The organism is Micromonospora sp. NPDC049359 (assembly GCF_044466585.1).
Lineage (GTDB): Bacteria > Actinomycetota > Actinomycetes > Mycobacteriales > Micromonosporaceae > Micromonospora.
Genome location: NZ_JBITMW010000008.1, coordinates 16,400 through 42,064, shown reverse-complemented (window position 1 = coordinate 42,064; position 25,665 = coordinate 16,400). Strand labels below are relative to the sequence as shown.

Annotated in this window: 29 protein-coding genes; 14 read left to right on the top strand and 15 right to left on the bottom strand. The window is 71.8% G+C overall.

Annotation, left to right across the window (positions count from 1 at the left end):
• Positions 1-171: 171 nt before the first annotated feature.
• Entirely contained in the window at positions 172-1,122 is a 951-nt protein-coding gene (locus tag ACIBTX_RS19165; protein ID WP_357125844.1) for a diacylglycerol kinase family protein, read from the bottom strand.
• 43 nt (positions 1,123-1,165) lie between these two features.
• On the opposite strand from ACIBTX_RS19165, the gene ACIBTX_RS19160 reads away from it, so the two are divergent.
• Positions 1,166-1,555 (top strand): hypothetical protein, encoded by a 390-nt coding sequence (locus ACIBTX_RS19160; RefSeq protein WP_357125841.1) that lies wholly within the window; start codon positions 1,166-1,168, stop codon positions 1,553-1,555.
• A 109-nt stretch (positions 1,556-1,664) separates the two neighbouring features.
• Here ACIBTX_RS19160 and ACIBTX_RS19155 read toward each other — a convergent pair whose 3' ends face one another.
• Genes ACIBTX_RS19155 through sodN form a run of 3 tightly spaced genes read right to left on the bottom strand, consistent with a single transcriptional unit; the run spans position 1,665 to position 3,026 of the window.
• Positions 1,665-2,072 (bottom strand): ATP-binding protein, encoded by a 408-nt coding sequence (locus ACIBTX_RS19155; protein ID WP_357126538.1) that lies wholly within the window; start codon positions 2,070-2,072, stop codon positions 1,665-1,667.
• 31 nt (positions 2,073-2,103) lie between these two features.
• Complete coding sequence (locus ACIBTX_RS19150) at positions 2,104-2,625, bottom strand: GNAT family N-acetyltransferase (protein WP_396832810.1); 522 nt, start codon at positions 2,623-2,625, stop codon at positions 2,104-2,106.
• Positions 2,622-3,026, bottom strand: a complete 405-nt coding sequence (gene sodN / locus ACIBTX_RS19145; RefSeq protein WP_355050524.1) for a superoxide dismutase, Ni — start codon at positions 3,024-3,026, stop codon at positions 2,622-2,624. Before sodN ends, ACIBTX_RS19150 begins: the two co-directional genes overlap by 4 nt.
• 84 nt (positions 3,027-3,110) lie before the next feature.
• On the opposite strand from sodN, the gene ACIBTX_RS19140 reads away from it, so the two are divergent.
• The 3 genes from ACIBTX_RS19140 to ACIBTX_RS19130 all read left to right on the top strand — a co-directional run bounded on the left by ACIBTX_RS19140 (position 3,111) and on the right by ACIBTX_RS19130 (position 5,871).
• Positions 3,111-3,461, top strand: coding sequence for a S24/S26 family peptidase (locus tag ACIBTX_RS19140; RefSeq protein ID WP_357125834.1), 351 nt, complete (start codon positions 3,111-3,113; stop codon positions 3,459-3,461).
• Between the two features lie 144 nt (positions 3,462-3,605).
• Complete coding sequence (locus tag ACIBTX_RS19135; RefSeq protein ID WP_357175327.1) at positions 3,606-4,784, top strand: NADP-dependent malic enzyme; 1,179 nt, start codon at positions 3,606-3,608, stop codon at positions 4,782-4,784.
• 124 nt (positions 4,785-4,908) lie between these two features.
• Positions 4,909-5,871 carry a zinc-binding dehydrogenase gene (locus ACIBTX_RS19130; RefSeq protein ID WP_396832809.1) on the top strand — a complete coding sequence of 321 codons (963 nt, stop codon included), beginning with the start codon at positions 4,909-4,911 and terminating at the stop codon, positions 5,869-5,871.
• 125 nt (positions 5,872-5,996) lie between these two features.
• On the opposite strand, the gene ACIBTX_RS19125 is transcribed toward ACIBTX_RS19130, so the two are convergent.
• Both ACIBTX_RS19125 and ACIBTX_RS19120 read right to left on the bottom strand, forming a co-directional pair.
• Positions 5,997-6,962, bottom strand: coding sequence for a chlorophyllase (locus ACIBTX_RS19125; protein ID WP_357125825.1), 966 nt, complete (start codon positions 6,960-6,962; stop codon positions 5,997-5,999).
• Positions 6,963-7,037: 75 nt separating this feature from the next.
• Entirely contained in the window at positions 7,038-8,087 is a 1,050-nt protein-coding gene (locus ACIBTX_RS19120) for an aldo/keto reductase (RefSeq protein WP_357125822.1), read from the bottom strand.
• A gap of 90 nt (positions 8,088-8,177) precedes the next feature.
• Between ACIBTX_RS19120 and ACIBTX_RS19115 the strand changes: the two genes are divergently transcribed.
• A complete protein-coding gene (locus tag ACIBTX_RS19115) occupies positions 8,178-8,639 on the top strand; it encodes a MerR family transcriptional regulator (protein WP_363661185.1) in 462 nt (153 codons plus the stop codon).
• Here ACIBTX_RS19115 and ACIBTX_RS19110 read toward each other — a convergent pair.
• Positions 8,521-9,066 (bottom strand): nucleotidyltransferase domain-containing protein, encoded by a 546-nt coding sequence (locus ACIBTX_RS19110; protein WP_396832808.1) that lies wholly within the window; start codon positions 9,064-9,066, stop codon positions 8,521-8,523. The genes ACIBTX_RS19115 and ACIBTX_RS19110 overlap by 119 nt on opposite strands.
• 120 nt (positions 9,067-9,186) lie before the next feature.
• Between ACIBTX_RS19110 and ACIBTX_RS19105 the strand changes: the two genes are divergently transcribed.
• On the top strand, positions 9,187-9,441 hold the full coding sequence (locus tag ACIBTX_RS19105; protein WP_357396506.1) for a type II toxin-antitoxin system prevent-host-death family antitoxin: 255 nt from the start codon (positions 9,187-9,189) through the stop codon (positions 9,439-9,441).
• Positions 9,438-9,812, top strand: a complete 375-nt coding sequence (locus tag ACIBTX_RS19100; protein WP_357125810.1) for a type II toxin-antitoxin system VapC family toxin — start codon at positions 9,438-9,440, stop codon at positions 9,810-9,812. Before ACIBTX_RS19105 ends, ACIBTX_RS19100 begins: the two co-directional genes overlap by 4 nt.
• Positions 9,813-9,847: 35 nt before the next feature.
• Here the strand turns inward: ACIBTX_RS19100 and ACIBTX_RS19095 are convergent, their stop codons facing one another.
• The gene (locus ACIBTX_RS19095) at positions 9,848-10,741 is read right to left on the bottom strand and encodes an alpha/beta hydrolase family protein (RefSeq protein WP_396832807.1); all 894 of its coding nucleotides are present in this window, start codon (positions 10,739-10,741) and stop codon (positions 9,848-9,850) included.
• A 157-nt stretch (positions 10,742-10,898) separates the two neighbouring features.
• On the opposite strand from ACIBTX_RS19095, the gene ACIBTX_RS19090 reads away from it, so the two are divergent.
• Positions 10,899-11,066 (top strand): hypothetical protein, encoded by a 168-nt coding sequence (locus tag ACIBTX_RS19090; protein WP_357175305.1) that lies wholly within the window; start codon positions 10,899-10,901, stop codon positions 11,064-11,066.
• Here ACIBTX_RS19090 and ACIBTX_RS19085 read toward each other — a convergent pair.
• From ACIBTX_RS19085 to ACIBTX_RS19070, 4 genes are all read right to left on the bottom strand, one after another.
• Complete coding sequence (locus ACIBTX_RS19085) at positions 11,063-12,178, bottom strand: acetate kinase (protein WP_357125801.1); 1,116 nt, start codon at positions 12,176-12,178, stop codon at positions 11,063-11,065. The genes ACIBTX_RS19090 and ACIBTX_RS19085 overlap by 4 nt on opposite strands.
• Positions 12,175-14,244 carry a phosphate acetyltransferase gene (gene pta / locus ACIBTX_RS19080; RefSeq protein WP_396832806.1) on the bottom strand — a complete coding sequence of 690 codons (2,070 nt, stop codon included), beginning with the start codon at positions 14,242-14,244 and terminating at the stop codon, positions 12,175-12,177. Before pta ends, ACIBTX_RS19085 begins: the two co-directional genes overlap by 4 nt.
• Positions 14,245-14,411: 167 nt before the next feature.
• A complete protein-coding gene (locus ACIBTX_RS19075; protein ID WP_139582193.1) occupies positions 14,412-14,597 on the bottom strand; it encodes a DUF6104 family protein in 186 nt (61 codons plus the stop codon).
• 121 nt (positions 14,598-14,718) lie between these two features.
• A complete protein-coding gene (locus ACIBTX_RS19070; RefSeq protein WP_357175297.1) occupies positions 14,719-18,456 on the bottom strand; it encodes a multifunctional oxoglutarate decarboxylase/oxoglutarate dehydrogenase thiamine pyrophosphate-binding subunit/dihydrolipoyllysine-residue succinyltransferase subunit in 3,738 nt (1,245 codons plus the stop codon).
• A 254-nt stretch (positions 18,457-18,710) separates the two neighbouring features.
• On the opposite strand from ACIBTX_RS19070, the gene ACIBTX_RS19065 reads away from it, so the two are divergent.
• Positions 18,711-19,052, top strand: coding sequence for a hypothetical protein (locus ACIBTX_RS19065; protein ID WP_357175294.1), 342 nt, complete (start codon positions 18,711-18,713; stop codon positions 19,050-19,052).
• A complete protein-coding gene (locus ACIBTX_RS19060) occupies positions 19,049-19,456 on the top strand; it encodes a hypothetical protein (protein ID WP_357175292.1) in 408 nt (135 codons plus the stop codon). The genes ACIBTX_RS19065 and ACIBTX_RS19060 overlap by 4 nt, the downstream gene beginning before the upstream one ends.
• Before the next feature lie 103 nt (positions 19,457-19,559).
• On the opposite strand, the gene ACIBTX_RS19055 is transcribed toward ACIBTX_RS19060, so the two are convergent.
• From ACIBTX_RS19055 to ACIBTX_RS19045, 3 genes are all read right to left on the bottom strand, one after another.
• Positions 19,560-20,381: an ABC transporter permease gene (locus tag ACIBTX_RS19055; RefSeq protein ID WP_357125785.1), complete on the bottom strand. Its 822-nt coding sequence runs from the start codon at positions 20,379-20,381 to the stop codon at positions 19,560-19,562.
• Positions 20,378-21,313: an ABC transporter ATP-binding protein gene (locus ACIBTX_RS19050; RefSeq protein ID WP_357125781.1), complete on the bottom strand. Its 936-nt coding sequence runs from the start codon at positions 21,311-21,313 to the stop codon at positions 20,378-20,380. Before ACIBTX_RS19050 ends, ACIBTX_RS19055 begins: the two co-directional genes overlap by 4 nt.
• A gap of 129 nt (positions 21,314-21,442) precedes the next feature.
• Complete coding sequence (locus ACIBTX_RS19045; RefSeq protein ID WP_396832805.1) at positions 21,443-22,087, bottom strand: hypothetical protein; 645 nt, start codon at positions 22,085-22,087, stop codon at positions 21,443-21,445.
• Positions 22,088-22,238: 151 nt separating this feature from the next.
• On the opposite strand from ACIBTX_RS19045, the gene ACIBTX_RS19040 reads away from it, so the two are divergent.
• The 4 genes from ACIBTX_RS19040 (at position 22,239) to ACIBTX_RS19025 (ending at position 25,664) form a co-directional block, all read left to right on the top strand.
• Entirely contained in the window at positions 22,239-23,015 is a 777-nt protein-coding gene (locus ACIBTX_RS19040; protein ID WP_396832804.1) for a GNAT family N-acetyltransferase, read from the top strand.
• Positions 23,012-23,944: a lysophospholipid acyltransferase family protein gene (locus ACIBTX_RS19035; protein ID WP_357175286.1), complete on the top strand. Its 933-nt coding sequence runs from the start codon at positions 23,012-23,014 to the stop codon at positions 23,942-23,944. The genes ACIBTX_RS19040 and ACIBTX_RS19035 overlap by 4 nt, the downstream gene beginning before the upstream one ends.
• A gap of 287 nt (positions 23,945-24,231) precedes the next feature.
• Complete coding sequence (locus tag ACIBTX_RS19030; protein WP_357175283.1) at positions 24,232-25,056, top strand: DUF4097 family beta strand repeat-containing protein; 825 nt, start codon at positions 24,232-24,234, stop codon at positions 25,054-25,056.
• On the top strand, positions 25,053-25,664 hold the full coding sequence (locus tag ACIBTX_RS19025) for a PadR family transcriptional regulator (RefSeq protein ID WP_357125766.1): 612 nt from the start codon (positions 25,053-25,055) through the stop codon (positions 25,662-25,664). The genes ACIBTX_RS19030 and ACIBTX_RS19025 overlap by 4 nt, the downstream gene beginning before the upstream one ends.
• Position 25,665: the final 1 nt, after the last annotated feature.

The following is a 25,665-nucleotide window of genomic DNA, read 5'->3' as shown; positions in this document are numbered from 1 at the left end:
CCCATTTGTCCGGGTTCCAGTGCCTTCCTGGTTACCCGCCGTGCCACAGTCGAGGATCAATATAGTACAGTCCGCGTGACATTGCTGACATTTCCGGCACCTGCCCCTCGGTGTGGCGGCGCCTGCCGAAGCGGTTGCGGCGCCGCGTCGACCAAGGGCAGTACCCGAGACCTAGCAGATTACTCTCAGTGCGGCCGGAATGGAGGTGAATCTGACCTTCTCCCGCTCGCCAAGATAGTCACCGTCGAGCTGGAACGCCTGCGGGCGGCTGGAGACCAGCGTGAACTCCGCAGTGTCATGGAGGCGTAACACCTGACGTCCGTTCGGATCTGGCTGCCGACCCATGAATTGGGTGACTGTCCGTGTTGTGCTAGCCACCCGGAGCTGTCGCAGTGCCAGCACGTCGAGGCCGAGGTCGAACGACGCCTCCGGATTCGGGTTGACCTCCCGATCACCCAGGTACGTCCACGGGGCGGTGTTCTGGATGATGACGGTGGCCAGTTCGCCCTCCGACTCCTCACCCGGTCGCTCCAGACTGATCGCCGGATGCCGCCGGTCCGAGGCGAAGAAGTACTGGCTCATGATCGAGCGGAAGTAGAGCCCGGGCGTCGAGACCCGCCCCTTGCGCCGGGCCTGCTCCACCCGGTGGATGACGGCGGCGTCCAGCCCGAACCCGGCGCAGAAGGTGAAGTAGCGGTCGTCGGCGCGGCCCAGCCCGACCGTGCGCTGCCGGCCCAGGCGCAGCCCTTCCAGGATCATGCTGGTGGCGTCCGGCCACTCCCGGGGCAGACCCAACGCGCGGGCGAAGACGTTCGTGGAACCGCCCGGGACGGTGGCCAGCGCCGGCAGTCGCTGGGCCATCGACGCGTCACCGACACCGGCCGGCGGCTCGGCCGTCATCAGGCCGTTCACCACCTCGTTCACGGTGCCGTCACCACCCAGGGTGACGACGAGATCGACGCCCTCCGCGGCGGCCTCCCGGGCCAACGCCATGGCGTGCCCCCGGCGGCGGGTGTAGCGCACACTGAGGTCGACTTCGCTGCGCAGCGCCCGGACAAGCACGTCTCGGCTGCGTTCGCTGGTGGTGGTGGCCTTCGGATTGACCACCAGGACGGCCCGCATGGGCGGCACTGTACCTCTCGGTAGCACGGGTATCGTGGCGCGCGTGACCATCGACTCGGCCCGGATTCCCGGCACGCTTCGCTGGGCGGTGCGGCTGCTGTGGGCGGAGGCGGTCGCCGTCGGGCTGATCGCGGTCTGGTTGCTCTGGGCCGACCTGACCGCCGCCACCACCGATCTCGCGTCGGCGTTGCTGGTGACCGCCTTCGCCGTCGGGGCGGCCGTCGCGCTGTGGGCGCTGGGCCGCGCGCTGCTGCGCCGCCGGGCCGGCGCACGGGCCCCCGCGATCGTCCTTCAGCTGATGCTGCTGCCGATCGGCTGGTTCATGATCCAGGGCGGGCTGGGCTGGCTGGGCATTCCGCTGATGGCGCTCGGCCTGGGCGTCGGCTGGCTGCTCGTCAGCCCGCCCACGACGAAGGCCCTCGGCTTCGAGTGACGTCGACCGGCGGGCGCGGCTGAGCCCGTCGCGGCACGCTGACGTGCACGGTGGTCCCGCCCGCCGCGCCGCCTGAGCCTCGCGGCCCGGCACGGCGGAGCGTTGCCGGTCAGTAGCCGCCGGAGCGGCGGGTCAGCAACGAGATGGTCGCCCGGCCGTCGGTGGCCGTGGCGGACGCCGACGTGGTCAGCGCGGTGAGCACCTTCCAGGCGAAGGACGACTCGGCGGGCAGCGTGGCGCCGCGGACGGTCGGCACGGTCACCTCGACGGTCAGCGCGTCGTTGGTGACAGCGAACCGACACTCCAACTCGGCGTCACGGGTGGCGATGGCGAGCAGCATGGCGCACGCCTCGTCGACCGCGATCCGCAGATCCTCGATCTCGTCGAGCGCGAACTGCAGCCGGGCCGCGAGGCCTGCGGTGGCGGTACGGAGCACGCCGAGGTAACCGCCGTCGGCGGGCACCGTGAGGTGCACCACGTCGTCGTCGGTCGTTGGCTGGCCGGTCAGTTGAGTCACGCTCATCCCCCCGGTCGGGGACTCTACCCGGTCAGTCGCCCGGGCGCGTGTCGGCGGCCTCCGCCTGAGCGGCCAGATCGCGTAGGGCGTCACCGCCGAGCCGGTACGGGACCCACTCGTTCATCTGCTGGGCACCGATCGAGGCGTAGAAGCCGGCGGCCGGATTCCACTCGATCATCCACCACTCCAGCCGGCGGTAACCCCGACGTACGCAGATGTCGGCCAGCGTGGCGAGCAGTAGGCGGCCCGCGCCGGTGCCCCGGGCCGCCGGGGAGACGTACAGGTCCTCCAGGTAGATGCCGTGCACGCCGGCCCAGGTGGAGAAGTTGAGGAACCACAGGGCGAAGCCGACCGGCGCGTCGTGCTCGTCGACCGCGACGTGACCGAAGAGGGCCGGAGCGGTGGTGAACAGCGCCGAGGTGAGCTGTTCCTCGGTGAGGTGACACTGCTCGGGAGCGCGTTCGTACGCCGCCAGTTCGTGCACCATGGCGACGACGGCCGGTACGTCCGCGGGACGTACCGGCCGGATCGTCGGGGTGACCGGGTTGGTCACGCCTTCTTGGTCTCCCAGAAGATCTTCGCGATCTCGTCGATCTTCGCGAGGAGCTGGTCGGCCGTGGCCGGGTCGAGGCTGCCCTTGACGCCGCTGGCGCCGGCGAGCTTGGTGGCCTCGTTGAACAGGGTGTGCAGGTTCGGGTACTTCTCGAAGTGCGGCGCCTTGAAGTAGTCGGTCCAGAGCACCCACAGGTGGTGCTTGACCAGCTCGGCGCGCTGCTCCTTGATGATGACCGCCCGGGTGCGGAACTCCGGGTCGGTGTTCGCCTGGTACTTCTCGCAGATCATTTTGACCGATTCGGCCTCGATCCGGGCCTGGGCCGGGTCGTAGACGCCGCACGGCAGGTCGCAGTGAGCGCTCGCGGTGACGCGGGGCGCAAGGATGCGCGGAAGTCGCATCGGGATCCTCCATGGGAAGTTTGCGATGATCAAAGGCGACATTACTCCTGGGAATGCTCCCCGAACCGGGTGGAGGTGAAACCGGTGCGCGCCGATCACCCGGGTGAGCCGCCTCGTTTGCGCGGCCCGCTGACGGCGGTCGCGGTGGCCGGCCCGTCCATGGCGCCGACGCTGCGGCACGGCGACGCGGTGCTGGTCCGCTCGGGCGGGCGTCCCATCCGGCCCGGCGACGTGGTGGTCGCGGTCTTCCGAACACGGCCGGAACTGCTGGTCGTCAAGCGGGCGGTCCGGCCCCAGGATGGCGGCTGGTGGCTGCGCGGTGACAACGAGTTGATCACCGACGACTCCCGGGCGTACGGCGTGGCCGACGTACGCGGCCGGGTGGTGGCTCGCTACTGGCCGCGCCCCGGACGGGTGCCTCGTCGGGATATATGACCCTGCTCACATCCGAGGGGCAGGGTCGACACTATGCTCGGAAAGTGCCGGGTGACCCCCCGCGCCGCGTGCCATCGCTCGCCGCCCACCTCGCGGCCGGGCCCGCCGCCTCACATCTGCTCGACAGATCCTGGAGTCACCGCCATGTCTTCATCCACCGTGGACCCCGCTGATCCCGTCTTCCAACTGCACGTCGGCGGCAAGATGGCCGTCGCCTCGACGGTGCCGCTCACCAGCCGCGAGGACCTCTCCCTGGCGTACACCCCGGGGGTGGCCCGGGTGTGCGAGGCGATCGCCGCCGACCCCGCCCTGGCCGACGAGTACACCTGGGCGTCGCACGCTGTCGCGGTGGTGACCGACGGCTCGGCCGTGTTGGGGCTCGGCAACATCGGCCCGCGCGCCGCCCTGCCGGTGATGGAGGGCAAGGCGGTGCTGTTCAAGCAGTTCGCCGGGGTGGACGCGGTGCCGATCTGCCTGGACACCCAGGATGTGGACGAGATCGTCGCGGTGGTGCGGGCGCTGGCCCCCTCGTTCGGCGGGATCAACCTGGAGGACATCAGCGCGCCGCGCTGCTTCGAGATCGAGCGTCGCCTCGACGAGGCGCTGGACATCCCGGTCTTCCACGACGACCAGCACGGCACCGCCATCGTGGTGCTCGCGGCGCTGCGTAACGCCGCCACCCTGCTCAACCGCAAGCTCGGCGACCTGCGGGTCGCGGTGAGCGGCGCGGGCGCGGCCGGGGTGGCCGTGACGAAGATGCTCATCGCCGGTGGCGTCAACCCCGACCAGGTCGTCGTCTGCGACTCGAAGGGGATCATCGGCCGGCACCGCACCGAGCTGACCGGTGGCAAGGCCGAGTTGGCGGCGAGCACCAACGCGGACGGCCGCCACGGCGACATCACCGAGGCGCTGCGCGACGCGGACGTGCTGATCGGCGTCTCCGGAGGCGAGATCCCGGAGGCCGCCATCGCCGGTATGGCACCCGGTGGGATCGTGTTCGCGCTGGCCAATCCTACCCCGGAGGTGCACCCGGAGGTGGCCGCCCGGCACGTCGCGGTGGTCGCCACGGGCCGCAGCGACTACCCCAACCAGATCAACAACGTGCTGGCGTTCCCCGGGGTGTTCCGGGGCGCGCTGGACGCCGGCGCCACCCGGATCACCGACGCGATGAAGGTCGCCGCGGCGGACGCCATCGCCGGGGTGGTGGCCGAGTCGTTGACTCCCGAGGCGATCGTCCCGTCGCCGCTGGACCCGCGTGTCGCTCCGGCCGTCGCCGAGGCGGTGGCCGAGGCCGCCCGCCGTGACGGCGTGGCCCGGCGGTGACCGGAACGCCGTGACCGGCGTGGTGACCGGAACGCCGTGACCGGCGTGGTGACCGCGACGGCGTGACCGGAGTGCGGCGTGGCCCGGCGGCCGGCCCTTCTTAACGAGCGCTCAGCTTGTTACGGTGCCGATCATGCGTGCTGCCTTCGTCTCCCGCTTCGACGACGCCGATCCGCTCACCGCCCTCACCGTCGGTGAGCGACCCGAGCCGACCCACCCGGAGGACGACTGGGTGACCGTGCGGGTGCGCGCCACCTCGCTCAACCACCACGACCTGTGGTCGCTGCGCGGGGTGGGGCTCACCGAGGCGCAGTTGCCGATGATCCTCGGCTGCGACGCGGTGGGTGTGGACCCCGAGGGCAACAACGTGGTCGTCTACCCGGTCGTCGTCACTCCCGGTGACCCACGCGGCGTCTCCATCCTCTCCGAGCACTTCGCCGGGACCCTCGCCGAGCAGGTCGCCGTACCCCGGTCGAACCTGGTCCCGCTGCCCGACGGCATGGCCGCGACCGACGCCGCGTGCCTGCCCACGGCCTGGCTGACCGCGTGGCGGATGCTGACCACCAAGGGTCGCGTCGCGGACGCCGACAGCGTGCTGGTGCAGGGTGCGGGCGGCGGCGTCGCGACGGCGGCCGTCGCGCTCGCCGTCGCGATGGGCAAGCGGGTGTACGCGACCAGTCGCGACGCCGCCAAGCGCGAGCGGATCTCCGCTCTCGGGGCCACCGCTGTGGAGCCCGGCGCCCGGCTGCCGGAGCGGGTCGACGTGGTGATCGAGACGGTCGGCGCGGCGACCTTCGAGCACTCGATGAAGTCGGCCGCCCCGATGGCCCGAATCGTGGTCTCCGGCGCTACCGCCGGCCACCAGCCGACGGTCAACCTGCGCCGGGTCTTCGCCATGCAGTTGGAGATCCTGGGCACGTCGATGGGCACCCCCGGGGAGCTGTACGAGCTGCTGGCGTTCTGCGCCGGGAACGAGGTCCGCCCGGTGGTGGACAGCGTGGTCCCGTTCAGCCGGGTCGAGGACGCCTTCGCCCGCCTGCACTCCGGCGACGCCTTCGGCAAGGTCGTCATCGACCACACCGCCTGACCCCCGCGCCCGGCCCCCACACCTCCACACCCCCGCGATCTTGCACTTTCTGTTGTCGTCTCGCGAAAAATGTCCCGCTATGACGCGACAGAAAGTGCAAGATCGCGCGGGGGAGGGGGCGACGGTCAGAGGTGATCGTCGAAGGTTGCGATGTCGTTGCGGGTCGCGTCCTTGGCGATGCGCTTCTTGGCCGCCGGGTCGCCGTACAGCGACCAGCGCAGGAACTCGACGGACGTGTCCGAGACGACCCGCAGTGACGCGGCGTCGCCGAGCAGCGCTCGGCCGTGGTCACCCTTGGGCAGGCTCAGCAGCGCCTTCGGCCACGGCACCTTGTCGTACGCCGCCTTGCCCGCCGCGTAGTCGACCACCTCGTCCAACTCGCCGTGCACGAACAACTGCGGCGCGGTCGCGCCCGCGAACGCCGTACCCACGCCGACGGCGGTACCGGCGAACACCACACCGGCGTCCAGCCGTTCGTCCCGGCCCGCGGTGAACAGGCCGATGGTGGTCACCCCGCCGGCCGAGTGCCCCGCCGCGGCCACCCGGTCGGTCGCCAACCGGCCGCGCAGCCCGTCGCCGGCCCTGCCGTCGAGCGCCAGCACCTGGGTCAGCGCGTACGACACGTCGGCCGGTTGGTTGAGGACGTCGAGGACGTTGCCGTCACCGCCCTTGGAGGTGTGCGGGAAGGTCGGCGCGGCCACCACGAAGCCGGCCGCGGCCCAGCGGGTCAGCAGCGCGGCGTAGTCCTCCGGCCGCCCGCCGAGGCCGTGGCTGAACATCACCACCGGAAACCGGCCGTCCGCCGCCGCCGCGGACCGCCTGGCCGCGCCGCCGGCCTTCCCGGCCGCCGGATACCAGAGGGTCACCGGCAGCGCACGGCCGTCCCGGTTCAGCTTGAGCTGTCGTACGCCGACGCCGAAGGCGCTCTCGGGCGCGGACCCGGCGGGTACCCGCGGTGTCGGCGTGGCGGCCGGCGGCGGCTCGACGGCGACCGGCGCGGTCTCCTTCCTCGGGGCGTCCGTGGAGCAGCCGACCAGACCGGTCAGGAGCAGGGCGCTGGCCAGCAGCGTGGGGGTGACACGACGCGACATGGCCTCAATTGTGCCGTGCCGTGCCGGTGGCTCGGGGCGGTCCGGCGCGCTGCGGCCACGCTGTCACCGGTCGTCTCAGGCCGCGGCGCGTTCGGAGAGCGGACGCCGCCGCCGCGCCGGGTCGGTCAGGGAGCGGGGGCGGAAGGCGGCGTTGGGCTCGTACCGGTTCGTGCCGGGTGGCACGATCTCGTCGATCCGGTCGAGGGTCGCGTCGTCCAGGGCGAGGCTCGCGCCCTTGAGCAGGTCCTCCAGGTGCTGCATGGTCCGTGGCCCGATGATCGCCGAGGTGACCGCCGGATGGGCCACGGTGAAGGCGATGGCGAGTTGCGGCAGCGTGCACCCGATGTCCGCCGCGAGGTCGACGAGCCGCTCGACGATGTCGAGCTTGGCCGCGTTCTCCGCGATCGCGGGATCGAACTGCGCCGGCCGGAGAACCGCCCGCCCGGTCGACAGGTCGACGGCCCGATCCTTGCGGTACCTGCCGCTGAGGAAGCCGAAGGCGAGCGGGCTCCAGACCAGCACCCCCATGCCGTAGCGCTGGCAGACCGGGAGGACCGAGGTCTCCACCCCGCGGGCGAGGATCGAGTACGGCGGCTGCTCGGTGCGCAGCCGGCCGAGGCCGCGACGCTCGGACACCTGGTGTGCCTCGACGATCTCCTCAGCGGGGAACGTCGAACATCCGAAGGCGCGGATCTTTCCCTGGCTCACCAGGTCGGTGAGCACCGAAAGCGTCTCCTCGATGTCAGTCGAGGGGTCCGGGCGGTGGACCTGGTAGAGGTCGATCCAGTCGGTACCCAGACGTTGGAGGCTCCCCTCGACCGCCTTGAGGATCCACCGCCGCGAGTTGCCACCCTGGTTGGGCCCCTCGCCCATCGGAAAGTGGACCTTGGTGGCGAGGACGACGTCGTCGCGACGCCCCCGCAGCGCCTTCCCCACGATCTGCTCGGACTCACCCCGGCCGTACATGTCGGCGGTGTCGATGGCGTTGATGCCGCTGTCGATCGCGGTGTGGATGATGCGGACGCACTCGTCGTGGTCCGGGTTCCCGACGGCACCGAACATCATGGTTCCGAGGCAGTGGGTGCTCACCTCGATGCCGGTCCCGCCGAGGGTGCGATAGCGCATGCCGATGCTCCTCTGGCGATGTCGTGACGATCACGGGGGACCCTAGGAGCTGGAGTCGGCTCTAGGTCAAGCCTCGCTACCCTGCTCGGCATGGCCGACGACATCGCGAGTCTGAGCATCGGGCAGGTCGCCGAACGCACCGGCCTGAGCGTGCACGCCCTGCGCTTCTACGAGCAGGAGGGCGTCTTCGTCGATCCGGTACGACGTGGGCCCGGCGGGCGTCGCGTCTACAGCCAGGACGACGTGGACTGGTTGACCGTCTGCATCATTCTCCGTGCCTCGGGCATGCCGTTGCCCGCGCTGCGCCGGTACGCCGACCTCGTCCGGGCGGGTGCCGGCAACGAGGAGGAACGTCTTGCCCTGATGCGGGAGCACCGCGAGCGCGTCACCGGCCAGATCGGCAAACTCACGCAGTGCCTGGACCTGATCGGTTTCAAGATCGGGGTGTACGAGGACCTGCTCGACGAGGCCCAGCGAGCAGTCGAGCCAGGTCGTCCGCGTCCTTCGGACGGCGGGGACGCTCCGGCATCCACACCGGGTACATCTGCTTGAACTCGATCTGGGCCGCCACCGAGATCGCCGGTACGACCAACGCGCCGATCCGGCCGGGCGGCGCGTCCAGCATCCCGGCCGGCAGAGGGGTGCCCGCCCAGGGGCCGGCGCCCACGGTCGGCCGACCGCTGTCGTCCCGGCCCAGGTACGCCACGCTGACCTCGACGTCTCCCGCGAACAGGTCGAGCTGTCGCTCCGCCGGCATCCTCGGGTCGGGACGCCAGCCCCGGGCCAGCAGCAGTGCGGGGAGTCGCGGCGCGTCCTCGTGCCAGCAGTACCAGTCGACGTCGACGTGCGGGCGGGTCACCGCGCCGAGGTGGAAGTCCATCGCCCAGCCGCCGCGCAACCACACCGGGACACCAGCCGGCGTGCTCACCTCGACCAGTTCGGCGATGCTCGCCAACTGGCGACGCGCGAGGTCGTCCATCGGGCCACGGTACCGTCGGGAGGCGTGCGCGTCCGACCCCCGCCCCGAGCCGACAAGGCCGCTGACGTCGGCGTTCAAACAGGCTAGACTAGTCCCTTAGCTAAGCGAGAGGGCTGCGCCATGTCGGCTGAGGCCGTGCACTACAACATGCATGATGCCAAGACCCATCTGTCGCGCATCATCGAACGGGTGGAACGCGGCGAGGAGATCATCATCGACCGGGCGGGCACCCCGGTGGCGAAGGTCGTACCCCTGGTCCGGCGGGCCAACCGCACCGCGATCGGCTCGCTCGCCGGCCAAGTGGACCTCTCGGGTGACTGGGACTCACCACGGACCAACGCCGAGATCGCCGAGGACTTCGGCCTCGGCGCATGAACCTGCTGCTGGACACTCACGTCGCCCTCTGGGCCATCGCCGGCGACCCGGACCTCGGCCCCGAGTTGCTCGACCAACTACGCCACGAGCCAGACATCTTCCTCTCCCCGGTCACCCTGTGGGAGATCACCATCAAGCAGAGCACCGGGAAACTCGCCGGACCGCCTGACCTTGCGGAGCGGGTTCGAGACATGGGCTTCCGGGACCTCCCGGTGACCCATGCCCACGCCATCGCCGCTGGCCGCCTGCCACCACATCACCGCGACCCCTTCGACCGCATGCTGGTGGCGCAGGCGATCACCGAAGGGTTGACCCTCGCTTCGCGCGACGCGTCGATAGCCCTGTACGACGTGGACGTCCTCAAGGTGTGACCGGACGGCTCGGCCGGGTGCCGGGTGGGGAGTTGCTAGCGGGCCGGGCGTGACTCGTAGCGGGTCAGCGCCCTGCGGGCGTCGAGGGGGAGGCGCGCGCCGGCCGTGCTGTCGCCGTAGAGGGTCCAGCGCAGGAAGTCGGTCGTCGTGGCCAGCACCGGTGTGAACCCGGGACGGTCCGGCGTGAGGTACTCGCCGTGCCCCTGCCCCACGACGCTGAGGAAGGCCGCCGGACCCCGGGTGCGCGCGTACGCCGCCCGCCCGACCGTCACCGGCACCACCGGGTCGGCCGTGCCGTGCACGAACAGCACCGGGGCGCTCGGCCCCGCGAAGCTACCGGGCAGTCCGCCGCCGGCGATCACGATGCCGGCGCGCAGCCGGGTCGGGTGGCCCTCGGTGAACATGCCGGAGGTGGTGAAGCCACCCGCCGAGTGACCGGCGGCGGCGACCGACGCGAGATCCAGGTGGCCGGCGAGCGGATCACCCGGGTCGCGGTCGAGGCGTCCCAGGTGCCGGATCAGCCGCCAACCGTCGGCGGGCTGGTTGCGGACGTCGGCCCGGGTGAAGTGCGCGGCGTCCGAGCGGGTGTGCGGGTACGCCGGCGCGGCCACCACGAATCCGGCCGCCGCCCACCGGGTGGTCAACCCGGCGTGCAGTTCGGGCCGGCTGTGCAGCCCGTGGCTGTAGACGACCACCGGGAATCGTCCGGCGGCCACACCGTCGGTGCCCGTCGGATACCAGAGGGTCACCGGCAGGGGGCGCGCCGAGCGCGGATCGAGGGTGAGCGTACGCAGGCCGACGGTGTACGACCCCTCGGGCGCTCGGCGCGCGGCCGGTGCCCCGGTGGACCCGCCGGCCACGGCGGAGGCCGGCGCGCACCCCGCCAGCAGCGCTGTCACCAGTACGGCGACCAGCCGTCCCGCCCCCACTGTCTCACCGTAGGCGTCGGGACCTGCGCGACGACCCCGCCGTCCGGCCTGCCTCTGCCCCCACCCGGTCGGGTCACCTCCGCCGCCCGGTCCGACCCGACGCGACCACGGGAGGTGGGGGCGGTGCGTCGGCCACGGCTTCGCTAGGGTCACCGGCATGGCTGAGAACTACACCGACCCCAGTGGCAACACCGAGGCGTTCCGTGCCTTCACCCAGACGCCGGAGGCCACCGCCCCGGCCGACGCGCCGTCCCGGCTGCCCCTCATCGTCGGCGCGGCGGTGGTCGTGGTGCTGCTGGTGGCCCTGGTCGTCTGGCTGGCCTAGAGCTTCCCCACCACGTCGCGGGTCTGCCGGGCGATCTCCCGTTCCTCGTCGGTGCGGATGACGCAGACGCTCACCTCGGCGCCGTCGGGTGAGATCACCCGGTCACCCTGGCCGCCGTTGCGGGTGTCGTCCACGCTGATGCCGAGCCGGTCCAGGCCGGCCAGCGCGGCAGCCCGCACTCCGGCGGCGTGCTCGCCCACCCCGGCGGTGAACGCGATCGCGTCGACGCGGCCGAGCAGCGCGTAGTACGCCCCGACGTACCCGGTGATCCGCCGGCAGTAGACGTCGAAGGCCAGCGCGGCGGCCCTGTCGCCGGCGGCCCGGCGTTGCAGTACCTCGCGCATGTCGTTGACGCCGCTCAGGCCGAGCAGGCCGCTGCGGTGGTTGAGCAGGTCGTCGATCTCGTCCACCGACAGGCCGCCCTCGCGTCGCAGGTGGAAGATCACGGTCGGGTCCAGGTCGCCGCTGCGGGTGCCCATCACCAGCCCTTGCAGGGGTGACATCCCCATCGAGGTGGCGACGCTGCGACCACCGGCCACCGCGCAGGCGCTCGCCCCGTTGCCCAGGTGCAGGGTGATCGTGTTGAGCTGCCCGTACGGGCGGTCCAACAGCTCGGCGGTGCGCCGGGAGACGTACGCGTGCGAGGTGCCGTGGAAGCCGTACCGGCGGATGTCGTACCGCTCGGCGGTGTCCCGGTCGATCGCGTAGGTCGCGGCGGCCTCGGGCAGGGTGTGGTGGAACGCCGTGTCGAAGACGGCGACCTGCGGTACGTCCGGCAGGGCCGCCCGTGCCATCTCGATGCCGGCCAGGTTGGCCGGGTTGTGCAGCGGGGCGAGCGGGACCAGGTCGCGGATCGCGGCCAGCACCGCGTCGTCGACGAGCGTCGGGGCGGTGAACGTCCGGCCGCCGTGCACCACGCGGTGCCCGACGGCTGTCAACCCGGTCAGGTCCAGCCCGTCCAGGATCTGCCGGACCGCGCTGGCGTGGTCCGCCGGGCCGCCACCGGCCTCGCCGACCCGCTCGACGGTGCCCTGCCCGAGCGTGCGGTCCCCGTCGTAGAGCCGCCACTTCACCGACGACGACCCGCAGTTGAGCACCAGGACCCGACTCATGACGCCTCCCCGGCGGCCGCCTGGATGGCGGTGATCGCCACCGTGTTCACGATGTCCGGCACCAGCGCGCCCCGGGACAGGTCGTTCACCGGCCGGCGCAGGCCCTGCATCACCGGCCCGACGGCGACCGCCCCGGCCGAGCGCTGCACCGCCTTGTACGTGTTGTTGCCCGTGTTGAGGTCCGGGAAGATGAAGACCGTGGCGTGCCCGGCGACCTTGCTCTCCGGCAGTTTGGTCGCCGCCACCGCCGGATCGATCGCCGCGTCGTACTGGATCGGCCCCTCGACCAGCAGGTCGGGCCGGCGTTCCCGGACGAGCGCGGTGGCCGCGGCGACCTTCTCCACGTCGGCGCCCGCGCCGGAGCTGCCGGTGGAGTACGACAGCATGGCCACCCGGGGCTCGATGCCGAACCGTGCGGCGGTGTCGGCCGACGAGATCGCGATGTCGGCGAGCTGGGCGGCGTCCGGGTCGCGGTTCACCGCGCAGTCGCCGTAGACCAGCACCCGGTCGCGCAACAGCATGAAGAAGACGCTGGAGGCCACCGAGACGTCCGGGACGGTACGGATGATCTCGAAGGCGGGTCGGATGGTGGCGGCGGTCGTATGCGTGGCGCCGGAGACCATGCCGTCGGCGTGCCCGGTGGCCACCATGAGCGTGCCGAAGTAGTTGGGCTGGGCCACGATGTCGTACGCCAGTTCGGCGGTGACGCCCCGGTGGGCGCGCAGGCGCGCGTACTCGGCGGCGAACTCGTCGTGCCACCCACTGTTCGTCGGGTCGACGAGCCGCGCGTCGCCGAGGTCGATGCCCAGCTCGCGGGTGCGCCGGGCGATGTCGTCGGGACGGCCCAGCAGCGTCAGGTCGGCCACGCCCCGGCGTAGCAGGATCTCCGCCGCCCGCAGGATCCGGTCGTCGGTGCCCTCGGGAAGCACCAGGTGGCGGCGCTGCGAGCGGGCCCGGTCGATCAGCTCGTTCTCGAACATCAGCGGGGTGACCCGCGTCGAGCGGCTCACCCGGAGCCGGCGGGCCAGGTCGTCGGTGTCCACGCAGCGTTCGAACGCGCCCAGCGCGGCCTCCACCTTGCGCGGGTTGGCCACGCTGGGCCGCCCCTCGATTCGGCTGGACGCCTCGACCGTGTCGTAGCTGTCGCTGCCCACGGACAGCACCGCCAGCCCGGTGTTCAACCCCTCCACCAGCCGCATGACCCGCGGATCGGGCTGCTCGCCCAGGGTGAGCACCAACCCGGCCACCGACACCTGCCCGGCCACGTGGGCCGCGCTGGCGGCGACGAGCAGGTCGGCCCGGTCGCCCGGGGTGATCACCAGCGCCCCCTCGGTGAGGTGGCCCAACAGGGTCGGCACGTGCGCCGCGCCGACCACGAAGTCCAGCACGTCCCGCCCGAGCGCGGCGTCGTCCCCGGCCAGCAGGGTGGCGCCGAGCGCCGCCGCCACCTCGGCCACCGTCGGCGCCGACACGCTCGGCACCTCCGGGATGGCGTACGCGGGCACCGGCAGCTCCGGCAGCGTCATCGGTCCGGGCACCCGGTTGGCGATCACCGCGAGCACTGTCGCGCCCAGGTCGGCCAGATCGTGGTACGCCCCGCGCATGGCCGCCGCGACGGTCGCCGGCTCCTGCTCGTAGCCGTCCACCACCGGTACCACCACGCTGCCGAACTCGGTGGCCAGCCGGGCGTTGAAGGCCAGCTCGCGAGGGTGCGCGGGGTCACCCGGCTCGTCGAAGTCGCTGCCCACCACGACCACCGCCGGGCACTGCCGCTCGACCGCCCGGTAGCGCTCCACGATCGCGGAGATCAGCTCTTCGCGCCGGCCGTCGGCGACCAGCGCGGCCGCCTCGGCGTAGGTGGCCCCGGCCAGCTCGGCGACCGGCACCTCGACCCGGTACCGCTCGCTGAGCAGGGCGAGGATCGAATCGGGGCCGGTGTCGGCGACCAGCGGCCGGAACACGCCGATCCGCCCCACCTGCCGCGACAGCAGTTCGGCCAGTCCGAGAGCGATGGTCGACTTACCCCCGCCCGAACCCACGCTGGTCAGGTACACGCTGCGAGCCACGCCCCCACCCTAGAAGATCGCCGGCCCCACCCCGCCCCCTCCCGAGCACCCCGCCCCCTCCCGAGCACCCCGCCCCCTCCCGAGCACCCCGCCCTCGTGATCAAGAGGTTTGCGTCACGATCGGGGCCAGAAGTGACGCGAACCTCTTGATCACCGGGTCAAAGGGGTTAGGCGTCTTCGTCGTCGGGGTCGTCCAGGCGGGCCAGGTAGGTTGCCAGGCGTTCGATGGGGGTTTCGAACTCCGGGTTGAGGTCGACGAAGTCGCGCAGGCGCTCGCCCAGCCACTCCAGGGTCACCTGCTCGTCGCCCCGGCGTTCGACCAGCTCCTCGATGCCACGGTCGGTGAAGTACACGGCGTACGTCCTCGTGCTCGGCCCGGCGCGGACCGGGCGGGTCGGTGATCGGATGGACCGACGCGAGCCGGGGCAGGACCGCGGTCGACGGCCCTGCCCCGGCTCGCGTGGCGCGGTCAGTTCACGGGCGGGGAAGTGCCGCCTCGATGAGCGCGGTCTGCTCGACCTCGTGGGTCTTGGCCGAGCCGACCGCCGGGGCCGCCGCGGCCGGGCGGGAGATCCGCCGCAGCCGGACGTCGGTGAGGTGCTCCAGCAGGTTGAGCGCCACGAACGACCAGGCGCCCTGGTTGGCCGGCTCCTCCTGCACCCAGGCGAAGTCCTCCGCGTTCGGGTACTGCGCCAGGGCGGCGCGGATCTCCTCGACCGGCAGCGGATAGAGCTGCTCGATCCGGAGGATCGCGGTGTCGGTGACGCCGCGCTCTTGCCGGGCCTGGAACAGGTCGTAGTAGACCTTGCCGGAGCAGAGCAGCACCCGCTTCACCGCCTCCGGCGCCGGGGCGGCCGTGTCGCGCAGCACCGGCTGGAAGGTGCCGGTGGTGAAGTCCTCCACGGAGGAGACGCAGAGCTTGTGCCGCAGCAGCGACTTGGGCGTGAACACCACCAGCGGCTTGCGCTTGGGCGACAGGGCCTGGCGGCGCAGCAGGTGGAAGTAGTTCGCCGGGGTCGTCGGGATGGCGACCCGCATGTTGTCCTCGGCGCACATCTGCAGGAACCGCTCCGGGCGACCGGAGGTGTGGTCCGGGCCCTGGCCCTCGTGGCCGTGCGGCAGCAGCAGGGTGACAGCCGAGCGCTGACCCCACTTCACCTCACCGGACGAGATGAACTCGTCGATCACCGACTGGGCGCCGTTGACGAAGTCGCCGAACTGGGCCTCCCAGGCGACCAGCGCGTTGATGTTCTCCACCGAGTAGCCGTACTCGAAGCCCATCGCCGCGTACTCGCTGAGCAGCGAGTCGTGCACGAAGAACCGGGAGCGCTCGCCGTCGCCGGTGAGCGACTTGAGCGGCAGGTAGTCGTCCCCGGTACGGGAGTCGACCACCGACGCGTGCCGCTGGACGAAGGTGCCGCGACGCGAGTCCTGACCGGCGAGCCGGACGGTCACCCCGTCGTGCAGCAGCGCCCCGAACGCGATGATCTCGCCGTACCCCCAGTCGATGTTGCCCTCGACGGACATCTTGGCCCGCCGGTCGAGCAGCTGCTGGATGCGCTTGTGCGGGGTGAAGCCCTCCGGCAGGTTGACGTGCGCCTCGCCGATCGCCTTGACGACGGCGGCGTCGGTGGCGGTGTCGACGGCCGGCTCCGGCTCCTCCTCGCGGCGCGGCCGGTTGAGCTGGCGCGGCGCGGCGGCGGCGTCCCGGGTGGCCTTGAAGACCTTCTCCAGTTGGGCCTGGTAGTCGCGCAGCAGCTCCTCCGCGTCCTCCACGGTGATGTCGCCGCGACCGATCAGCTCCTCGGTGTAGAGCTTGCGCACCGAACGCTTCGAGTCGATGATCTTGTACATCTGAGGGTTGGACATCGACGGGTCGTCGCCCTCGTTGTGGCCGCGCCGGCGGTAGCAGACCATGTCGATCACGACGTCCTTGTTGAACGTCTGCCGGTACTCGAAGGCCAGCCGGGCCACCCGGACCACGGCCTCCGGGTCGTCGCCGTTGACGTGGAAGATCGGCGCCTGGATCATCCGGGCCACATCGGTGCTGTAGAGGCTGGACCGGCTGTACTCCGGGGCGGTGGTGAAGCCGACCTGGTTGTTGACCACCACGTGCACCGTGCCGCCCGTGCGGTAACCGCGCAGCTGCGACAGGTTGAGCGTCTCGGCGACCACGCCCTGCCCGGCGAACGCGGCGTCACCGTGCACCGCCAGCGGCAGCACGGTGTAGCCCTCCAGCTTGAGGTCGATCCGGTCCTGCTTGGCCCGGACGATGCCCTCCAGCACCGGGTCGACGGCCTCCAGGTGCGACGGGTTCGCCACCACCGACACCTTGACCGCGTGCTCGCCGTCCGGGGTGGTGAACTTGCCGTTCTGGCCCAGGTGGTACTTCACGTCGCCGGAGCCCTGCGTGGAGCGCGGGTCCAGGTGGCCCTCGAACTCCGAGAAGATCTTCTCGTACGGCTTGCCGACGATGTTGGCCAGCACGTTGAGGCGGCCCCGGTGGGCCATGCCGATGACGACCTCGTCCAGGCCGTTCTCGGCGGAGGACTCCAGCACCTCGCCGAGCAGCGGGATCAACGACTCGCCGCCCTCCAGCGAGAAGCGCTTCTGGCCCACGTACTTGGTCTGCAGGAAGGTCTCGAACGCCTCGGCCGCGTTGAGCCGGTTGAGCACGTGCTTCTGCTCGTCGGCGGACGGCTTCTCGTACTTGCGCTCGATCCGCTCCTGGATCCAGCGCCGCTCCTCCGGGTCCTGGATGTGCATGTACTCGATGCCGACCCGGCGGCAGTACGAGTCACGCAGCACGCCGAGGATCTCGCGCAGCTTCATCCGCTGCCGGCCGGCGAAGCCGTTGACCGGGAACTCGCGGTCCAGGTCCCACAGGGTCAGCCCGTGCTGGAGAACGTCCAGGTCGGGGTGCTTGCGGATCTTGAACTCGAGCGGGTCGGTGTCGGCCATCAGGTGACCGCGCACGCGGTACGCGTGGATCAGCTCGTGCACCCGGGCGGTCTTGTTGATCTGACCCTCGGAGTTGACGGCGACGTCCCGCATCCAGCGGACCGGCTCGTACGGGATCCGCAGCGAGGTGAAGATCTGGTCGTAGAAGCCGCGCTCGCCCAGGATCAGCTCGTGCATCACCTTGAGGAACTCGCCGGACTGCGCGCCCTGGATGATCCGGTGGTCGTACGTGCTGGTCAGCGTGATGACCTTGCTGACCGCCAGCTCGGCGAGGGTGGCCTCGGACATGCCCTGGTAGGGGGCCGGGTACTCCATCGCGCCGACGCCGATAATCGCGCTCTGCCCCTGCATGAGCCGCGGCATCGAGTGCACGGTGCCGATGCCGCCCGGGTTGGTCAGCGAGATCGTGGTGCCGGCGTAGTCCTCCATGGTCAGCTCGTTGCGCCGCGCCCGCCGGACGACGTCCTCGTACGCCTGCCAGAACTGCCGGAAGTCCATCGTCTCGCAGCCCTTGATGGAGGGGACCACCAGGTTGCGGCTGCCGTCCGGCTTGGCCAGGTCGATGGCGATGCCGAGGTTGACGTGCGCCGGGCGGACCACGGCCGGCTTGCCGTTGGCCTCGGCGAACGAGTTGTTCATCTCGGGGTGCTCGACCAACGCGCGGACCATCGCGTAGCCGACGAGGTGGGTGAAGCTGACCTTGCCGCCCCGCCCCCGGGCGAGGTGGTTGTTGATCACGATCCGGTTGTCGACGAGCAGCTTCGCCGGGACCGCGCGCACGCTGGTCGCGGTCGGCACGCTCAGCGAGGCGTCCATGTTCTGGACGATCTTCGCGGCGACACCCCGTAGCGGCGTGGTCTGCGGGCCGTCGGCGGTCGGCGCGGGCGCCTTCGCGGCCGGCTTGGCCAGGGCCTCCTTGGCCGGCGCCGGGGCGCTCTTGGCCGGGGCGGGCGCGGCGGCGGCCGGCTTTGCCGGAGCGGCGGCGGCCGGCTTCGTGGCGGGCTGGGTCACCTTGGCCGCGGCCTCCGGCTGGCCGTCCGGCTCGGGGGCGGCGGCCGGCTTGCCGGCGCTCTCCGTCGGGCGGGGTGTGGCGGCGCCGGGAGCTGGTCGATAGTCGGCGAAGAAGTCGTGCCAGGCTGAATCGACGCTCGTGGGGTCGGCGAGGTAACGCTGGTACATCTCCTCGACGATCCACTCGTTCGGGCCGAAACCCGCCAGTGGGTTCTCCTGCGAAGTCTGCTGGGTCGACACGGCCGGTAATCGCCTCTTTCACGCGGGTTTGTGTGTCACGCGGTGTCCGTCACGCCGATCAAGGAGAACGGACAGACGACTCCCAGGCTACGCCGTACGGATCGCCCCGGCATTTCCGCCTCGGTCGGGTGGCCCGATTCACAGAAGATGCCAGAAGTTCGGCAACCCCTGCGGCGATCGTCGCCGGCTGGTACGGCGAGATTGAGTATCCCGACGGATGTCTCAGCCGGCCCTCCTCCGCCACGATCGGGCGCATGGATGGACATGGGGTACGGGGGCGCTACGGCAGGAGCATGGGGGTGGCGGCCGGTTGGTACGTCACCGCCATCGCGGCCGTGGCGGTGGGCACCACGAGCGTGCCGAGCACGCCGCCGGGCGGCGACTGCGCGGCCTGGTTCAGTTGTCTGTCGCCGGGGGAGTCGCTGGCGTTCGTCGCGCTGGTGTGGGGAGCACCGATATTCGTCGGGGTGATGTTCGTGACGGCGCTGGTGGCCGCGCTGGCCGCCCGGCTCGTTCCGTCGGCCGTGATCGCCGGGACCCTGGCCGCGGTGGTCAGCCTCACGCTCTGCGGCGCCGTCCTCGCGGGGCTGGTATGAAGCGCCTCGGCCTCGGAGGGCTCTTCTTCGCCTGGCTCTACGGGGTGCCGTTCCTGCTGATGGTGGGGCTGATCCGCCGCGTCTCTGCGCCCTACACGCCGACGTACGCCGAAGCCAAGGCCTTCGGCGCCACCACCGACGCCCTGTTGACGACCGGGCTCCTGCTCAACGCGGTGCTTCCGGTGATCGGTCTGCTCCTGGCCAGGCTGGCCGGGGACGAACGGTGGCGTCGCCACTTCGCCGGGGCATTCGCCGGGGTGGCGCTGATCTACGTGGCGGTCGCGCTGGTGGGCGGCATGGCGACCAGCGCCCTGATCGGGCACGTCCCCGACGACCAGGAGCCGGCCCCGCAGATCACCCAGTGCATACCCATCAGCGGCGGCCGGGGCTGCCCCGGCGGCTGACGCCCGTGCGGCCGTGCCGCCGCCACCCCCGATTGTGAAAGGAAGGGCCCCTTACTAGACACCAGGCGTTAGTAAGGGGCCCTTCCTTCGGGAGAACCCTTGGTTAGGAGATGTCGCGCCGGCGGATCAGCAGGGAGCCGGCCACACCGGTCACCACCGCGTATCCGATCAGCACGGCCGCGCCGGCCCAGCGCGGCGGGTTGCCAGGGATGTCCGCCCCGGTGACCATCAGCGACGACGCCAGCGACGGCACCAGCAGTTGCAGGTTGTTGATCCAGTCGCCCCAACGATCCGCCAGGATGGCGATGACGAAGATGGCGCCGATCGAGCCGCCCAGGTAGAGCAGGATGCCGGTCACGGTGGCGCCGATCTGGCTGCGGATCAGCACGCCGATGCCGACGCCGAACACCGCCCAGAGCAGGTACGCGAGCAGGTTCAACCCGATGGCCCGCCAGGCCGCGTCGTTACCCAGTTGCCCGTCCACCCCGACCGCGCTCAGCACGGCCGACCCGGCGATCAGGTTGAACACGGTGGTGACCAGCCAGAACAGCAGAGCCAGCACCCCCGCCGCGACCAACTTGGCGAGCATCACCGCGGTGCGGTGCGGGCTCGTGAGGAACGTGGTGGTGACCGTCTGGTGGAAGAACTCGCTGGTCACCACGATGATGCCGAGCAGCATGACGATGAGCAGGCCGAAGAACTGCCCGGTGGTGAACAGGTTCGACGAGAGCGCGTCCGGGGTGGCCGCCGCGGCGAACTGGTCCGCCTGATCGCCCACCTGGGCGGGGTCGGTGCTGGTGAGGGCGTCGGCCTGCAACCAGTTGATGAGCAGCGTGAGCGCCCACAGCGGCAGGCTGATCAGCGCGAAGATCCACCAGGTGTTGGTGGTACGGATCTTGAGCAGCTCGGATCGGACCAGGTTCATCGGATGCCCGCCTTTCCGGCCGTCAGCTCCAGGAAGACCCGTTCCAGGTCGGGTCGTTCGGTGGACAGTTCGTGCAGTTCCACGCCGGCGGCCAGGGCGGCCCGGCCGATCGTCGGGGCGTCCACCCCGGAGACCAGCAGCACGCCGTGCTCGTCGGTGGTGACGGTGGCCGACTGCGCCTTCAGCGCGGTGGTCAGCGCCTCGGCCTGCGGGGTGCGGACCCGGACCTGGGCGCCCTGCGCCATCGACCCGAGCACCTGCTCGACCGGTCCCTGCCGGACGAGCTGCCCGGCCGCGATGATCACCACGTCGTCGGCGAGGAGCTGCATCTCGGACAGCAGGTGGCTGGAGACCAGCACCGTACGGCCCTCGTGGGCGAGGTTCTTGAGGAACCCGCGCATCCACCGGATGCCCTCCGGGTCGAGGCCGTTGGCCGGCTCGTCGAGGATCAGCACCCGTGGGTTGCCGAGCATCGCGGCGGCGATACCGAGCCGCTGCTTCATGCCCAGCGAGTAGCCCTTGAACTTGCGCTTGGCGGCCGGGGTCAGCCCGACCAGTTCCAGCACCTCGTCGGCCCGACTGCGGGGCAGACCGGCCGCCGCGCAGATCACCCGCAGGTGGTTGATGCCGGTGCGGCCCTTGTGCGCGCTGGACGCCTCCAGGATCGCGCCGACGTGCCGCAGCGGGTCGGTCAGGTCGGCGTAGCGGTGGCCGCTGATGGTGGCCGTGCCGCCCGTGGGCGTGACCAGGTTCAGCAGCATGCGCAGCGTGGTGGTCTTGCCGGCGCCGTTCGGGCCGAGGAAGCCGGTCACCCGCCCCGGTGCCACGGTGAAGGACAGGTTGTTCACCGCCCGCACGTTCTTGTACTGCTTTGTCAGACCGGACACCACGATCTGACCGTCGCTGGTGGGGCTTCGCTGCCCGTCAGTCATCGTTCTCCTCCCGTGTGGCGTCGAGGTACGCCGTGGCACAGCGTGACGGTACCGAGCAACAAGGTCAATCAGCCCGAGTACCTACGGCGTGGTCCTCCTTGGGAAGGACGCCCGGAACGGCGACGGGCCTCAGCGGGCGATCCAGGTGGCGCGGGCAGCGCCGAGCAGCGTGCCGTCCGGGCCGTACAGGCTGGTGTGCACCAGCGCCTTGCGGCCGTCGACACCGATCAGCGCGCCGGTCACCACGCACTCGTCGCCGGGCGCCGGCCGGGCCGCGACCACGGCGGCGATCCGGCCGAGCAGGTACGGGCGGTCCGGCGCGAGCACCGTCCAGCCGCCGGGGCAGTCCAGCGCGGCCCAGACGGTGGCGTCGTCGACCTGCTCGGGCGCGCGGAACGGCGCGGCGGTCCGGCCGTCCGGCAGCCGTCCGGGGAAGATCCGCAAGCCGTCGGTCCGGCCCGGACCACAGACGAAACACCGGGGGTACGGGTGCGCGACGAACCCGGGGTAGCGGGTGGCCGCCTCCGCCGCCGTCCCGGCGTCGACAGGTGGTACGACGGCGTCCACGACACCGGCCGGGCGGACCTCGGCCACCAGGTCGCCGGCCGGGTCCCGGACCTCGCCGTCGACGAGGGTCAGCTCCGTCTCCAGCGGCGGTGGGCGACGCAGCGTCACCTCGACCGGTCCGGGCCCCGCCGCGGTGGCGAAGAGGCCGGCGCTCCACCCGCCGTTGCCGGAGCCGGTGGGCCCGTTGTAGCGGGACTCGACGCGCATGGGTGACCTCCGTGAAGCGTGGACCGGCATCGTCGCTGATCCGTCCCGCAGCCTTGCACGAAGGCACCCCGCAGGCATCCGCCGGCCGGCGTTCACCCGTCCGACACCAGCGGTGCCCGTCGATGGCACCCGGGGCCCTTACACAGATCCCATGGCCGTTCTGCATGTCGCTGGCACGCCACTGACTACCAGCGGATACACCCTGCTGATCGCCGACGACCCCACCCAGGTCGCGGCCGCGCAACGCCTGCGCCACGAGGTGTTCGCCACCGAGTTGGGCGCCACCCTCGCACCCGGCGCGGCCGGGTTGGACGTGGACCCCTTCGACGCCCACTGCGACCACCTCATCGTCCGGGAGGACAGCACCGGGCAGGTGGTCGGCACGTACCGGCTGCTGCCGCCGGGGCGTACCGACCGGCGGTACGCCGAGAGCGAGTTCGACCTCGCCGCGCTGGACCCACTGCGCGACGACCTCGTCGAGACGGGCCGTTCCTGCGTGCACCCGGACCACCGCTCCGGCGCGGTGATCAACCTGATGTGGGCCGGTCTCACCCGCTACCTGCACCTGCGCGGCTCCCGCTGGCTCGGCGGCTGCGCCTCGGTGCCGGTCGACGACGGCGGTCGTACCGTCGCCGGGGTGTGGGCGCAGGCCCAGGCCCGGCACCTGTCGCCGCCGCCGCTGCGGGTCCGGCCGCTGCGTCCGTGGTTCGCCGAGCCGGCCGCCGCCCTGGCCGCCCCGGCCCCCGATCCGGGCGCTCGGGTGGCGGTCCCGCCGCTGCTGCGCGGTTACCTGCGACTCGGCGCGTGGATCTGCGGTGAGCCGTCGTACGACCCCGACTTCGGGTGCGCCGACTTCTACGTGCTCTTCTCCCTCGACCGGATGAACCCGCGCTACCTGCGGCACTTCCTCGGCGGAGACGACCGGTGAGCGTCGCGGCGCAGGACCTGTGGCGGCCCTCGTCGGGCTGCGACGACGAGTGCCTACCGGCGACCGGCGAGGTGCCCACGGTGTCGGTGGCCCGCCGGGTGCTCCGGCTGGTCGGGGCGGGAGTCATGCTGTTGGCCGGGGTGGGCGTGGCGGTGCTGCTGCCCGTGCTGCCAGCGCCGGAGCGGCAGGCCCTGCTGCGTGGCTGGGCCCGTGGCACGGTGCGCGCCTTCGGCGTCCGGCTGGTGATCAAGGGGCGGCTGCCCCGGCGGCGCGCGCTGCTGGTCGCCAACCACGTGTCGTGGCTGGACATCCTCGCCGTGCTGGCGGTCGCGCCCACCCGGATGGTGGCGAAGCGGGAGATCCGGTCATGGCCGGTGGTCGGGCTGCTGGCCGCCGCCGCGGGCACCGTCTTCGTGGACCGGTCGCGCCCGCGCGCGCTGCCGGCCACCGTGCGCCGGCTCGCCGACACGCTGCGCGCTGGCCGGTCGGTCGCGGTCTTTCCCGAGGGTACGACCTGGTGTGCCGGGAACGGCGCGGCCGAGTGTCGCCCCGGGGGCGGCTTCCGTCCGGCCATGTTCCAGGCGGCGATCGACGCGGGCGCTCCGGTGGTGCCGCTGCGGCTCGGGTACCGGATCGCGGACACCGGGGCGTGCACCACGGTCGCCGCGTTCCTCGGCGCGGACACCCTGCTGCGCTCGGTGGCCCGGGTGGTCGCTGCCCGGCATCTGGTGGTGTCGGTGACGATCGCCGCCGCGCTGCACCCGGGGCAGGACGCCGACCGGCGGTTGCTGGCCCGGGCCGCCGAGTCGGCCGTACACCTGGTGGCGGCCGCCCCGGCGCGGACCCGGCTGCGGCCGGTGCCCACGGCGACCCCGGCGGTCCCGGCGCCAACGCCCAACCCCGGTCGGGAGCTGGACCTGGCCGCCTGATCCGGCCCCCGCCCGCTGTCCCGACCCCCCGGCCCCGCCCCCGCCCGCTGTCCCGGCCGGCCCCCGCGCGCCGCGTGCCCTCGCGGGGGAACGCCGGTCAAGATCCGCGCAACAACCGGGTTGTTGCTGCCTCCCGTGTGCCGGAGGCAGCAACATCCGGGAAACTGCGCGGGTCTTGGCGGACGCCGCCGGACAACGTCTCGCGACAGTCTTGTCGTATCGCGATGTATCGCGTTACTGTCTTCTCGGGAGGCGCGCCACGGCGTGCCGTCGAGAGGAGCACACCCATGGCCGGATGGACGGTCGAGACGCCGCAGCGGCTCACCCTGGACGGTCCGGTCACCCGGCTGGACGTCCGCCTCGTCAGCGGACGGCTCAACGTGGTCGCCGCCGACGGGCCGGCCCGGATCGACATCACCGAGGTCGGCCGTCGACCCGTCCTGATCGACCACTCCGACGGTCGCCTCAGCATCCGCCAGGAGCGCGACTGGGGCTGGCCGAACTTCCTGCGCGGCCTCCGGGCGATCCACCGCTTCCCCCGGGTGGACGTCTCGGTTGCCGTACCGGCCGACGTCCTCGCCGACCTGGGATTGGGCGCCGGCTCGGTGGTCGTCTCCGGGCTGCGCAAGCAGACCACCGTCGACCTCGCCGCCGGCCAGATCACTCTCATGGGGCTGCGCGGCACCACCTTCGCGAAGCTCACCTCGGGGCCGGTGGAGGCGCTCGGGGTGCGCGGTGATCTCACCCTGGAGACCGTCTCCGGGGAGGTGATCCTCGCCGACAGCGCCGCCGAGCGGGTGCGGGCGCAGACCGTCTCCGGCGCGATCACCTGCGACCTGGACAACCCCCGACGCAGCGACATCCGGCTCGCCACGATCTCCGGCAGCATCACCGTCCGGGTCCGCGAGGACAGCGACCTCTCCGTCCGGCTGAACACCGCCGCCGGCCGGATCACCAGCGGTTTCCCGCAGGTACGCAGCTCGACATATCCGCTGCCGAGCAGCGAGGGGGTCCTCGGCAGCGGTGACGGTAAGCTCTGGGCCTCCGCGACCTCGGGCAGCATCGCCCTGCTCGCCCGAGCGGTCGACGACGATTCCGAGGAGCTGCCGTGACCGCCGTGTTCAGCCACGGACGGCTCCGGCTCTACCTGCTCAAGCTCCTGGACGACGGTCCCAAGCACGGCTACGAGCTGATCCGCCTCCTGGAGGACCGGTTCCTCGGGCTCTACGCGCCCAGCGCCGGCACCATCTATCCCCGGCTGCAACGGTTGGAGGCCGAAGGGCTGGTCAGCCACACCGCCGCCGGCGGGCGCAAGACGTACGCCATCACCGACGCCGGCCTCGACGAGCTGCGCCAACGTGCCGGTGAGCTGGCCGCGTTGGAGGCGGACATCGCGGCCTCGGTGGCGGACCTCTCCACCCTGGCCGGCGAGATCCGCAGCGAGGTGCGTGGCTCGACGCGTGACCTCAAGCGGGAGCTGAGCGAGGCCACCCGGCAGACCCGGCGGGCGCGGTGGGCACCCTCCGCGTCGTCGCACCGACCGCCGCCGTCCGACGCGCCACGCGCCGCCCTGCTCGACGAGTTCGACGAGCGGCTGGCCTCGTTCACCGGTGAGGTGAGCCGCCTGGCGCGCGGGCGGCAGTTCAGCGACACTCAACTGCGCACGGCGATCCGGCTGCTCGACGGGGCCCTGGACGGGCTGCGGCGGCTGCTGCGCTGAC

Coding starts and splice junctions, on each gene's coding strand:
- ACIBTX_RS19040 (WP_396832804.1), top strand. CDS start 22,239: ATGGCCGTTCTGCATGTCGCTGGCACGCCACTGACTACCAGCGGATAC.
- ACIBTX_RS19100 (WP_357125810.1), top strand. CDS start 9,438: ATGAACCTGCTGCTGGACACTCACGTCGCCCTCTGGGCCATCGCCGGC.
- ACIBTX_RS19050 (WP_357125781.1), bottom strand. CDS start 21,313: ATGACTGACGGGCAGCGAAGCCCCACCAGCGACGGTCAGATCGTGGTG.
- ACIBTX_RS19055 (WP_357125785.1), bottom strand. CDS start 20,381: ATGAACCTGGTCCGATCCGAGCTGCTCAAGATCCGTACCACCAACACC.
- ACIBTX_RS19045 (WP_396832805.1), bottom strand. CDS start 22,087: ATGCGCGTCGAGTCCCGCTACAACGGGCCCACCGGCTCCGGCAACGGC.
- ACIBTX_RS19105 (WP_357396506.1), top strand. CDS start 9,187: ATGTCGGCTGAGGCCGTGCACTACAACATGCATGATGCCAAGACCCAT.
- ACIBTX_RS19030 (WP_357175283.1), top strand. CDS start 24,232: ATGGCCGGATGGACGGTCGAGACGCCGCAGCGGCTCACCCTGGACGGT.
- ACIBTX_RS19115 (WP_363661185.1), top strand. CDS start 8,178: ATGGCCGACGACATCGCGAGTCTGAGCATCGGGCAGGTCGCCGAACGC.
- ACIBTX_RS19135 (WP_357175327.1), top strand. CDS start 3,606: ATGTCTTCATCCACCGTGGACCCCGCTGATCCCGTCTTCCAACTGCAC.
- sodN (WP_355050524.1), bottom strand. CDS start 3,026: ATGCGACTTCCGCGCATCCTTGCGCCCCGCGTCACCGCGAGCGCTCAC.
- ACIBTX_RS19110 (WP_396832808.1), bottom strand. CDS start 9,066: ATGGACGACCTCGCGCGTCGCCAGTTGGCGAGCATCGCCGAACTGGTC.
- ACIBTX_RS19060 (WP_357175292.1), top strand. CDS start 19,049: ATGAAGCGCCTCGGCCTCGGAGGGCTCTTCTTCGCCTGGCTCTACGGG.
- ACIBTX_RS19165 (WP_357125844.1), bottom strand. CDS start 1,122: ATGCGGGCCGTCCTGGTGGTCAATCCGAAGGCCACCACCACCAGCGAA.
- ACIBTX_RS19120 (WP_357125822.1), bottom strand. CDS start 8,087: ATGCGCTATCGCACCCTCGGCGGGACCGGCATCGAGGTGAGCACCCAC.
- ACIBTX_RS19090 (WP_357175305.1), top strand. CDS start 10,899: ATGGCTGAGAACTACACCGACCCCAGTGGCAACACCGAGGCGTTCCGT.
- ACIBTX_RS19085 (WP_357125801.1), bottom strand. CDS start 12,178: ATGAGTCGGGTCCTGGTGCTCAACTGCGGGTCGTCGTCGGTGAAGTGG.
- ACIBTX_RS19065 (WP_357175294.1), top strand. CDS start 18,711: ATGGATGGACATGGGGTACGGGGGCGCTACGGCAGGAGCATGGGGGTG.
- ACIBTX_RS19125 (WP_357125825.1), bottom strand. CDS start 6,962: ATGTCGCGTCGTGTCACCCCCACGCTGCTGGCCAGCGCCCTGCTCCTG.